Below are 11132 nucleotides of genomic sequence, written 5' to 3' on the forward strand. Positions count from 1 at the left end.
ATGCGCTTCGCGGTGTTCGGCCAGGACCGGTTGGGCCTGGTCCAGGGCGAAGAGATCGTCGATGTCACGGCGAGCGTCCCGGGGCCGGCGTCGCCTGCCGGCGTGCTGCATCGGCTGATCGAGGCCGGCGATGTCCCGATGCCGACGGACGCGGTCGCCACGCACGCGCTGTCCTCGGTGCGGCTGGCCGCGCCGCTGCCCAGGCCACCGAAGATCATCGCCGCCCCGGTGAACTACCGCGACCATCAGGCGGAGATGGCGGCCGCGCACACCATCGCCGACCTCGGGGTGTTCCTCAAGGCGCCGTCGTCGGTCATCGGCCACGGCGCAACGGTCCGCCTGCCGTACGGCGACGTGCGCACCGACCAGGAGGGTGAGCTGGCCGTGGTGATCGGGCGCACCGCCCGCCACGTCCCCGTCGACCGGGCGTTGGAGTTCGTGTTCGGCTACTGCTGTGCGTTGGACATCACCGTCCGTTCCACCGAGGATCGTTCCACGCGCAAGTCGTTCGACACCTTCACTCCGCTCGGTCCGTGGGTGGTCACCGCCGACGAGGTGCCCGATCCGAGGGAGCTGACGCTGCGGTGCTGGGTGGACGGCGAGCTTCGACAGTCCGCGCGGGTCGATGAGCTGATTTTCGGGGTGGCCGAGCTGATCGCGTACGCCAGCTCGGTGATGACCCTGTGGCCCGGTGACGTGCTGCTGACCGGTACCCCGGCCGGGGTTGGCCCGATCAACGACGCGAGCTCGGTGGCCGTGCAGGTCGACCCGATCGGCCGGCTCGAGGTGCTGGTCAGCTCGGAGAGCGCGGTGCCCTACGCCGCGCGCCCGAGACCGGAGGCGCGGTCATGACCAGGGTCGCGGTCATCGGCGGCGGCCCTGGTGGCCTGCTCGCCGCGTCGCTGATCGCCGAGCGCCGCCGCGACATCGAGGTCGAGCTGATCGAACGCAACGGCCCGGACGAGAGTTTCGGGTTCGGCGTGGTGTTCTCCTCGGCCAAGCTGGCCCGGCTCGCGGCGGCCGACGAACGGCTCGGCGCCGAGCTGTCCGACAACTCCCGGCAGTGGGATCAGATCGAGCTGCGCCTCAACCAGGAGCGCATCCGTTGCACGGGCCTGGGTTTCTCCGCCATCGCCCGGCGCCGGCTGCTCGATCTGCTCCGGAAACGAGCCGAACAGGCCGGTGTTCGGCCGCGGTTTCGGACCGAGGCCGACCCCGCCGCCCTGGAGCGCTCGCACGATCTCGTCATCGCCGCCGACGGGGTGAACAGCCGGGTGCGCGAGCTGCACGCCGAGTCGTTCCGCCCGACCATCGACGCCGCCACCGCCCGCTACATCTGGTTCGGCGCGGACCGCCCGTTCGAGTCGATGACGTTCCTGTTCGAGCGGACCGAGGCGGGCTGGTTCGCCGTGCACGCCTACCCGTTCGACCAGCACACCAGCACGTTCGTGGTCGAGTGCGACGAACGAACCTGGCGACGCGCCGGGCTCGACGCCGCCGGCGCGCTGCCGCCGGGAGCCAACGACGAACACAGCCGGCGGGCGATGCAGGAGGTGTTCGCCGGCCACCTCGACGGCGCCCGGCTGCTGGCCAACAACTCCCGCTGGGCCGCCTTCCGGACGGTGCGGACCGCGCGCTGGTGCCACGACCGGACCGTGCTGCTGGGCGACGCCGCGCACACCGCCCACTTCTCGGTGGGCTCGGGCACGACCATGGCCCTGGACGACGCCCTCACGCTGGCCCGCGTGGTCAGCGAAGCCCCCGAGGGCGGCATGGCAGACGCCCTCAGATCCTACGAGGACACCCGGCGACCACAGGTGGCGAGCGTGCAGGACGCGGCGACCCCCAGCCTGTCCTGGTGGGAACACTTCGGCCAGTACGCCAGGCTCGCGCCCCGGCAGTTCGCCACGCATTTCCTCACCCGCAGCGGCCGGGTCTCCTTTCACCGGCTCGCCCAAGGTGATCCGGCGTTCGGCGCCGACACCCTGCGCTGGTTCGGCGCACCGGACGCGGAGGCCGTGCTGCGCACACCCGGTCCGGCTTCGTTCCCCGGGCGGCTGGTGACCCGCGAGGACATCCGGCGGCGATGCCCCGCGGCGCGGTGGCTGACCGCACCGGCCGATCCGAGCGAGGTCACGCGGGTCGTCTCGGAGCTCTCCGCCGAAGTCTCCGCGGCCGGCCGACCGCCGCTGGTCGTCATCGATGGCCGAGGGCACGGACAGGCGCCGCGCACGGCCGCCGTGCTGCTCGCCGAACTGGTGCGGCTGGAGCTGGGCATCGCGGTGGCGCTCCTCCTCGACCGGCTCGACACCGAATGGCTCACCACCTACATCCTGTCCGGCCGGGCTGACCTGCTCGTGCTGCCCGACCCAGGAGGCACCACCGGATGACCGAGGCCGTCCCTCACCGACTGCGCCGGCTGGTGGCGCCCCGCTCGATCGCCGTCGTCGGCGCCACGGCCGGCCCCGGAAAGGCCGGGCGGGCGGTCATGGCGGCGCTGGCCGACTTTCCCGTCGTCCATCCGGTCCACCCGACGGCCACCGAGATCGCCGGGCGGCGCGTGTTCGCGCACGTGGACGCCATCCCGGATCCGCCCGAGCTCGCCGTGCTCGTCGTCGGCTCGGCCGCCGTGCCCGATGTGCTCGCCGACTGCGCCGGCGCGGGAGTGGATGCCGTGGTCGTGTGCGCGGGCGGGTTCGCGGAGAGCGGTCCCGACGGCGTCGCGCTGCAGCGGCGAATCCGCGACATCGTGACCAGCACCGGCATCCGGCTGCTCGGCCCGAACACGTCGGGGCTCGTCAACCCCGCCCTGCGGGCGTGTCCGAACCTGATGCCGTCGGTCCGGGCGCTGCGGCCCGGGCCGGTCGGAATCGTGGCGCAGAGCGGTGGCATGAACCTCGCGCTGGCGTTCTTGCTGCATCAGGAGGGCATTGGGATCTCGCTGGCCGCCGGGCTGGGCAACGCGGTGGACGTCGGGTTCGTCGACCTGCTCGACCACCTCGCCGCCGACGAGCACACCACGGCAATCGCCCTGCACGTCGAAGGTGCGCCCGACGGCCGGGCGCTGGCGGACGCGATCCGGCGGGCCACCGCGGTCAAACCCGTTGTCGCACTCAAGGCCGGCAAGGCCGACGTGGGCGCCTTCGCCCGGTCCCACACCGCGGCGCTGACCGGGGACTGGACGTTGGCGCGGGCCGCGCTCACCGAAGCGGGCGCCGTCGTCGTCGACACTCCCAGCGAGCTGGTCGACTCGATCGCGGCCCTGGCCCACCGGCGCCTGCCGGCCCGCGACGACCCCGGCGTCGGCGTCATCACCGGCCAGGCCGGCCCCGGCTTGCTCACCGCCGACCAACTCCTCGGCTCCGGGTTGCGGCTGCCCGAGCTGTCCGAGACCACCGCGCGACGACTCAGCGCCCTGTTGCCGCCGTTGACCTACCAGCGCAACCCGGTCGACACCGGACGCCCCACCGACACCTTCGCCCAGGTCGTCACCGCCGTCGCGGCGGACGACAACGTCGACGCGACCCTCGTCTACGCCCTACAGGAGGAGCACACCCCCCGGATCATCGAGGACCTCACGACCAACCGGGACGCCACGATCTTCGTCACCGGAGGGCTCGAGCAGGACATCGAGCCGCAACGCCATGCCCTGCGCGCCGGCGGCATCCCGGTCTACACCGCGCCGGACCGCGGCGTGGTCGGACTGCGCGCCCTGATCGCCGACGCCCGTGCCCAGGCCCTGGCCACGAGACGAGCCCAGCCATTCACCGAGCACCGCCCGAGCCCGACCGCGCCGAAGCACGAGCTCGACGAGGACCAGGCGAAAACACTGCTGGCACGGCTGGGGCTGGCCAGCCCCCGACGCGCGGTGGCGACCACACACGCACAGGCGCGGGCGGCCATGACCGCCCTCGGCGCCCCGGTCGTGGCCAAGCTGTGCGACGCGCGGGTTCGCCACAAGTCCGACATCGACGCCGTGCACACCGGGATCAGCTCGCAGGACGAACTGCTGGCCGCCTTGGGCCGGATCGACGCGGCCGCCGGCGGGAGGGCACGCCGCTACCTGATCGAACGCCAGGCCGGCCCGGGCACCGAACTGATCGTCGGAGCGGTGCGTGACCCCGCCTTCGGGCCGGCCGTCCTGCTCGGCCTGGGTGGAGTGGATGTCGAGGTCCTCGGCCGGGCCGCGATCCGGCTGGCCCCCATGCACCCGGCGGACGCACGGGAGATGGTCAACGCACTGCCTGCAGCGGTCCGCGCCGGCAGCCGGGGGAAACCGCCGATCCGGACGGCCGCGCTGATCGACCTGTTGGTCCGCCTGAGCGCGTTCATGGAGGCGAACCCCCATATCGGTGAGATCGACATCAATCCGCTGCGCGTGACGGCCGATGGTCTCCTGGCACTCGACGCGCTGATCATCCCGTCATAGCGTCCCTGGCAACGGCGGCACGGCCGGCGATGGACGGTCCTCCGGCGGGCCCGGCATCGCGGCGGTGACCTCACGGTAGTGGCGCATCGCGGGCTCGCGAAGCACCTCGAAGTTCTCCAGCATGACCTCGTGCGCCCGAGACCCCGGCCAGTCCGGGGGGAGCAACGGCATCGGCAGGTCCGGATCCTCGAACAAGAACTTGCGATACTCGTGGATCACCTGGATACGGCGCACGAACGCCGCTTCCGGATCCGGCGGGGTGGCACGCACCCGCTCGACCTCGGGCTCCCATCGGGCCAGGTACTCGCGATAGCGGTCCGCCAGCCCGGCCAGGTCCCACGCCCTGTTGGCCCGCTCGCGATCCTCCTCGGGGCCCACCGACCGCGCCACCAGGCGGTCATACCGCACGCACGGCTCGCCCTCGAGCATCGCGGTGGCCTCATCGAGCCGATCTCGTGGCGAGACCCACGTCGCCGCCGCCAACGGGGCGAAACCCAGCCACGCCAGCCGCTTGCGGATCCGCACCCGAGCGGTCCGTTCGGTCTCGGGCACCGAATAGATCACCACGTACCACTCGCCCGACCACGGCGCCAGTGGCCTGCCCATGATCCGCACGTAGCCTTCGTCAAGGACCCGCCAACCCCGCTCGGACGGCACATAGAAACTGTGCCGGCCGGACCGGACCGTGTCGAACAACCCCTCCCGACGCAGCCGCGACATCAACACCCGCAGCGAGTCCGGTGGAACGTCGAATGGCCCCAGCAGGCGTGACAGCGCGCCCAACGTGAGATACCCGCCGTCCGCGCGGACGTACTCACCGAACACGTCGAACACCAACGAGCGCGGCGTACTGTCGATCACCACCCCAGTATCCCCCGCGAACAAAGTGGTACAGCAAATCAAGGGTTATCTGGTCTAGTTTCCTGATCCGATCGGTACCTAACGTGGACGACATGACAACAACATCCCCGGGTGGCAACACGATCTGGGAGCCGGGCGGCGACGTGATCCACTATCAGGCTGCCAACGACCGTGGCCGACGCGCGCCGCGACCGGTGGGGCGCTGACATGCGCGTCCTTGTGGCCGGCGCGACCGGTGTCATCGGCCGACGGGCCACCGACCTGCTGCTCGCGCGAGGTCACCAGGTCACCGGCCTGTCCCGAAGCGACCAGCATGCCGCCACGCTGCGCGCGCGGGGTGCTGACGCAATGGTGGTTGACGTCTACGACGCCGAGGCACTCGCGGACGCGGTCAAGGCGGCGGCGCCCGACGTGGTCATGCACCAGCTCACCGACCTGAGCGGGGGCAGCAGTGAGGCCAACGCACGGATGCGACGCATCGGCACGCGCAATCTGACCGATGCCGCGTTGACCGTCGGGGTAAGGCGCATCGTCGCGCAGAGCGTGGCGTGGGCGTACCAGGCCGGACCGAATCCCGCCGACGAAGGGACACCGCTGGACCTGCACGCTTCCGCGCCCAGATCGACGACCGTGGGGGGAGTCGTCGCCCTGGAAAGTAGCGTCCGGGACGCGCCAGAATGGGTGGTGCTGCGCTACGGCCTACTCTACGGCCCCGACACCTGGTACACGCCGGGCGGGCTGGTGGCCGAACAGGCCCGTCGCCGCGAGCTGATGGCGAACGCTGACGTCAGCAGCTTCGTGCAGGTCGACGACGCGGCGGAGGCCGCTGTCGCCGCGCTGGACTGGCCAACCGGCGTGGCGAACATCTGCGACGACGAACCCGCCACCGGCCACGAGTGGGCGCCGCTCTTCGCCCGATGGGTGGGCGCCCCGGAACCGCCGAAAGACCTCGACACGCCACGACCCGGCTGGGCCCGCGGCGCCGACAACCGCCGGGCGCGCCACGAACTGGGCTGGGAACCACGCTACCGCTCGTGGCGAGACGGGTTCACCGCCGCGCCACGCGCCAGGTTCTGACGACCGAGCGTGACGAGGGGACCGATGAAACGCACAGAATGCGTAGGTCACGACGAGGGGTTCCCGCGCCGTGGTCGGCGATCCTCACCGACGTGTCCCGGCCGCCCTCGCGGCGAGTGGGGTCAGGCGAGGGCTTTGATGAGTAGTTGGTTGTCGAGGCTTTCGACGGTGATGGTGGACACGTCGGTGAGGGGTACGGCGGCGCCGGCGTCGACGGTGTAGTGGTTGCTGCCTTCGCTGGGGTCGGGCACGGCCCAGCTGCCGACGATGTAGCGGTTGGCTTTGTTGTCGGTGACGACGAGCATGCAGCGTTCGTGTGGTGGGAGGCCGACGATGTTGGCTTTGATTCCCACCCAGCCGGTGTTCGGGGTCAAGGTGACGTCGATGCGTGCTCCGCTGGACGTGTTGAGCCCGGTGAGTGTTCGGGTTCCGGCTACGGGGGTGGCTGGTGCAGCCACGGCGTTCGACGTTGGGGTGGGTGGTTGGTGCAGGGCGTATCCAGCGGCCGCACCGAGCGAGCCGGTGAGCGCGATGAGTGCCGCGGCGGCGATCGCGGTGCGGCGGCGACGCCGTTGTAGGCCGTGACGTTGGCGCTGTTCGGACTCGCGACGCAACTGTCGGGTGGCGCGTCGCAGTACCCAGTCGGAGTTCGGAGGTGGGCCGTCGAGGAACAGTTCCGGTGGCATGGCCTGTAGGGCGGCGTCCATCGCACGCAGCTCGGACAGCTCCGCCTGGCACGCCTGGCATCCGTCGAGGTGCCTGGTCAGCGCGGGCTGGTCGTGCTCGGGGAGTAGCCCGACAGCGTAGGCGGTCAGCCGCTCGTGGTCGTGGGCGTCGGTCACGCTGTCACCTCCCGATCATGTCGCTGGCCGCGCTGTTCGGTGTCATCGGCTCGGGTTCCGAGCTGGTCCCGAAGCGTACGTAACGCGCTGAACAGCCGGGACTTGACGGTTCCCTCGGGGGTACCGAGCGTCTGGGCGGCCTCGGAGATCGTGCGCCCCCGAAAGTACACCTCGATGACCACCGAGCGGTGCGGTTCGGACAGGTTCCGCACCGCTTGGTAGAGCGGGATCGACTCGACCAGCCGGTCCACGGGGTCGTTGTACTCGGCGGGCTCCGCGGCGGGTTGATGGACCTCTTGAGGTCGGGCCCTGGCCCGCCGCGCCCGGTCCACCACGATTCGGGCGGCGACGGTCAGCAGCCACGGTCGGATCGGCCCCCGATCCGACGCGAGCGCCTCAGGGTGACGCCAGGCCCGGATCAGCGTCTCCTGCAGCACGTCCTGTGCGGCGACGGGGTCTCTGGTCAGCCGAGTCGCATAGGCCAGCACGGCCGCGCCGTGCTGCTCATACAGCGCGCGCAGGAGCGCTTCATCGGCCCCCTCGGACCGTGCCATGCCCGAACCGTCCACACTCTGGGCCGCCCGGTCGAACACCCGTCCAGCGTAAGCCCCCTCCTCGACGCTGGTGTGAGAGGTCGTCGGTTGGGCGTCGGTACCTTTCCCCGCCGTCTGGAGGCCGCTCGAGTGCTGTCAAGCCACGTTGATTTGTGATTGCACTCGACTACATGGCCGACGGGCCCGTGGAGGCCAGGCGGGCAGGGTAGGGAGAGTCAAACGATTGTCATTTCCGATCGTGTTCCACCCCGGTTCGTCAGCGGCGAAGCTTCGGTGAACCCGACGGGTGCTGATCTGTCATCGCCGCGCCCTTGCCGCCGCGGCGAGCTCGGTGCGGCAGGGTGGTGGTCGCGGTGGCGATGACGCCGGCGAGCGGGTTTGGCCATGGTGCGTTGCCGGGCGGGCGATGGCTGGGGTGGTGATGCATCCACTAGTTATATTCACCCACATGGGTGGCATCTCTTCGGTGCGGCGAACTGTGGACGCGCGATTGGCGTGCTCTGGGTAGCGGTGAGATCGGGAGGGGGACGGATTGTGAACGATCGATCCGATTACTGCTGGGGCGACGAGATAGTTCCGCGGCGTGAGAGCGCCTGAGTGAGTGCGCGCGGGGGTCGTCCTCGCGGCACGCCTGCCTGCTAACCCCATGACGATCCTCTCTGCCGCTTCGCGGTTTCAGTGTTTGCGATTGTGAACTGCTTTCACGGCGCTGACAGTCTGCGCTATGTCGATAACGGGTGGTGTGATGTCGAAAGTGAGAGGTGTGGACCCTTCGGGTAGGCAATGGCCCGCTCCGGATGGCACGCAGCCGGAAGGCGCGAGTTCGTTGGCATCGGTATGGCCGGGCCAGTCGGACCAGTCGTACTGGCTTGGTCGGCCCCCCGATCGGCGAGTTCGCCATTTCGTTCCTGGGCGCGGTGGCCGGCTGGTGTTGTTCGGGGTTCTCGCGACCGTCTTGGTTCTCGCGGCGGTTGTGGTCGTGTCGATGTCCATCCGCGCTGGCGGACCTGTTCCGGTCCCGCGGACTGCTCTCCCCGCCGGGTCGTCGCCGGCCGTGGCCCCGGCGGTGGCCGCCAGCGTTCCTCGGCCGCGATTCGGTAGCCAGGTGTCGGCCGGTCAGGCACCGGAGTTCGTAGCGGTCTCCCCGGACGGGCGTGGCGCCTATGTCGGGGACTCGTCGACTCGAACGATCACCGTTCTGGACATCGCGACCAATCGTGTCACCGCGACCGTCCCGATCGTCGCTGGGCCGCCCAGATTCCTCACCTTCGCGCCCGACGGCCGCCGGGCGTATGTCAGCATCTTCACCGACTCGGGAACGAGCGCGGCGATCGATGTGCTGGACACCGCGACCAACACGATCAACGCCACGATCCCGATACGCACGCGCCCGTACTTCAGTGCCGTCACCCCGGATGGCGCGAAGCTGTTCGTGCCCAACCACGACTCGGGTAGGGTCTCGGTTGTCGATACCGCGGAAAGTCGAGTCATCAGAGAAATAACAGTACCGCCCAACCCGCATTGGATCAGCCTGAGCCGGGACGGCGCACACGCCTACATCGCCAACCACGAGTCGAATGTGATCTCTGTCCTCGATACCACGAGCTACGAGATCGTCGAGCAGATACCGGTCGGGCGCAGTCCACACAGCGTCGCCGTACACCCTTCCCAGCCCCTGGTTGCGGACTGCGACTACGACGGGAACACCGTCACAATGATCGACACTACTGCGCGGAAGGTGATCGCGACCGTCCCGGTGGGAAAGAACCCACAGGCCATCGTATGGTCGGCCGACAGCCGCTTCGCCTACGTCGTGAATAACGGTGACGCAACGGTATCGGTGATCGATGCTCGTACCTTCCGGGTCACCGCGACGGTGCCGACAGGCCCCAATCCGACAACCATCACAGTAACCCCGGACGGGCGACGAGCGTTGGTGTCGAACATCGGCAACGGCACGCTCACGGTGCTGAACACGGCCGGCTGAGCGGAACTTACACCGGCCGCCTGCTCCAGTCCGAACATCGCGGCGCTGGTGTGAGTAGTTTAGTCCCGGCGAAATTTGAACTTGAGTTTGGCTGTCAATCTCGTAAGGCGGTGGAAGAAGTGGCGACTTCACGACGTTCTTGTTTTATCTTGTGTGGAATATTCTCCTTGCTCGTTGGGTGTGGTGGGCCGTCGGTGGGCGGTCACGGTGAACACCCCTCCCCGGCCCCTGATGGGCCTTCGGTGGCGAACAGCGTCCGAGGACAGGCGCTGGTCACGGCGACCTTCGCGCGTGGTGGCGGTGCGTTTGACTATGACAGGACGCTGGTACCCGAGAGCGCCAGGGCGATGGTGGTTGAGAACACGTTCGATGGCGCGACCACCGTCACCCTCAGTGTGCGAGGCCTCCTGCCGAACCGCGCTTATGGCGCGCACGCCCATGCCAAGCCGTGCGGACCCGGCGGTGATGACTCCGGCGCGCACTTCCAGCACATGCCGGACCCGAAGAAGCCATCGGTGGACCCAGCCTTCGCCAACCCTGACAACGAGATCTGGCTGGACTTCACCACCGACGCCCATGGCGATGCCACAACAGCCAACACAGTGCCCTGGATGTTCACCGATGCGCGCGCTGGCTCGGTTGTCATCCATGCCGACCCGACTCAGACGGCCCCCGGAAAGGCTGGCACCGCCGGCGCCAGGGCCGGATGTGTGAGTGTGGCCTTCTAAAACTCGGCCTGACCGTTCACTACCGAGTGACACTTTCGCTCGGATAACACCGACTTCCTTTGCGGGAGTGGAGGGGGAGATCGATGACTGAGAACGCCGTTCCGCATGGTGACGGGACGGTCCTGGGCTTGGTGCCGCCTGGGCGCGGCGGTGTCCGGAGGGTGTCCAGGGCGCTGGCCGAGGAGTTCGAGTGGGGGCTGGTGCGGGCCTACCGGGACCGGATGCCGATGCTGGTCCGCTACGCCGCGCGCAAGGTCGGCGACCACGGGCGCGCCGAGGACGTCGTGCAGCGCGCCTTCGAGAAGGTGCTGCGCCGCCAGCGGCAGGACAGCCCGGAGATCAGCAACCTGGACGCCTACCTGCTCACCGCGACCTGCAACGAGGTCAACCGCGAGCTGCGCTCGGTGATCCCGGACCGGCAGCGGCTGGTCGCCGAGGACGACTCCGGCCACGCCGAGCTGCCCAGCCAGCGCCCGGACGTCTCCGCGCAGGTCGCCGACGCGCTGGCGGTGCGCGCGGCGCTGGCCGAGCTGCCGCCGAGGGAGCGCGAGGCGGTGGTGATGCGGCTGCAGTGGCAGCTCAGCGTCGCGGAGGCCGCCGAGGTCATGCACCTGAGCTCCGGCGCGGTCAAGCGGTACACCGCCGACGGGCTGC

Annotated in this window: 10 protein-coding genes; 7 read left to right on the forward strand and 3 right to left on the reverse strand. The window is 69.7% G+C overall.

Annotation, left to right across the window (positions count from 1 at the left end):
- Genes N912_RS52450 through N912_RS0116730 form a run of 3 tightly spaced genes read left to right on the forward strand, consistent with a single transcriptional unit; the run spans position 1 to position 4429 of the window.
- Positions 1–852 (forward strand): fumarylacetoacetate hydrolase family protein, encoded by an 852-nt coding sequence (locus N912_RS52450; RefSeq protein WP_037064498.1) that lies wholly within the window; start codon positions 1–3, stop codon positions 850–852.
- On the forward strand, positions 849–2390 hold the full coding sequence (locus tag N912_RS0116725) for an FAD-dependent monooxygenase (protein ID WP_028923316.1): 1542 nt from the start codon (positions 849–851) through the stop codon (positions 2388–2390). The genes N912_RS52450 and N912_RS0116725 overlap by 4 nt, the downstream gene beginning before the upstream one ends.
- Complete coding sequence (locus N912_RS0116730) at positions 2387–4429, forward strand: acetate--CoA ligase family protein (protein ID WP_028923317.1); 2043 nt, start codon at positions 2387–2389, stop codon at positions 4427–4429. The genes N912_RS0116725 and N912_RS0116730 overlap by 4 nt, the downstream gene beginning before the upstream one ends.
- On the opposite strand, the gene N912_RS52455 is transcribed toward N912_RS0116730, so the two are convergent.
- Positions 4424–5290, reverse strand: a complete 867-nt coding sequence (locus N912_RS52455) for a PaaX family transcriptional regulator (RefSeq protein ID WP_169747885.1) — start codon at positions 5288–5290, stop codon at positions 4424–4426. The genes N912_RS0116730 and N912_RS52455 overlap by 6 nt on opposite strands.
- A 171-nt stretch (positions 5291–5461) precedes the next feature.
- Here N912_RS52455 and N912_RS0116740 point away from each other — a divergent pair, with 171 nt between their 5' ends.
- Positions 5462–6367 (forward strand): NAD-dependent epimerase/dehydratase family protein, encoded by a 906-nt coding sequence (locus N912_RS0116740; RefSeq protein WP_245645301.1) that lies wholly within the window; start codon positions 5462–5464, stop codon positions 6365–6367.
- A gap of 122 nt (positions 6368–6489) precedes the next feature.
- Here N912_RS0116740 and N912_RS0116745 read toward each other — a convergent pair whose 3' ends face one another.
- Both N912_RS0116745 and N912_RS52460 read right to left on the reverse strand, forming a co-directional pair.
- Positions 6490–7209, reverse strand: coding sequence for an anti-sigma factor family protein (locus tag N912_RS0116745; RefSeq protein ID WP_028923319.1), 720 nt, complete (start codon positions 7207–7209; stop codon positions 6490–6492).
- The gene (locus N912_RS52460) at positions 7206–7763 is read right to left on the reverse strand and encodes a sigma-70 family RNA polymerase sigma factor (protein ID WP_051580326.1); all 558 of its coding nucleotides are present in this window, start codon (positions 7761–7763) and stop codon (positions 7206–7208) included. Before N912_RS52460 ends, N912_RS0116745 begins: the two co-directional genes overlap by 4 nt.
- A gap of 1105 nt (positions 7764–8868) precedes the next feature.
- Here N912_RS52460 and N912_RS52465 point away from each other — a divergent pair.
- The 3 genes from N912_RS52465 to N912_RS52470 all read left to right on the forward strand — a co-directional run.
- Positions 8869–9750, forward strand: a complete 882-nt coding sequence (locus tag N912_RS52465; RefSeq protein ID WP_169747886.1) for a YVTN family beta-propeller repeat protein — start codon at positions 8869–8871, stop codon at positions 9748–9750.
- A gap of 242 nt (positions 9751–9992) precedes the next feature.
- The gene (locus N912_RS0116760; RefSeq protein WP_245645302.1) at positions 9993–10478 is read left to right on the forward strand and encodes a superoxide dismutase family protein; all 486 of its coding nucleotides are present in this window, start codon (positions 9993–9995) and stop codon (positions 10476–10478) included.
- An 83-nt stretch (positions 10479–10561) separates the two neighbouring features.
- Positions 10562–11132: RNA polymerase sigma factor (locus tag N912_RS52470; protein WP_156993623.1), on the forward strand; the 571-nt coding region annotated here is incomplete at its 3' end.

The organism is Actinospineispora acaciae DSM 45401, assembly GCF_000620785.1.
In the GTDB taxonomy this organism is placed as follows: domain Bacteria; phylum Actinomycetota; class Actinomycetes; order Mycobacteriales; family Pseudonocardiaceae; genus Pseudonocardia; species Pseudonocardia acaciae.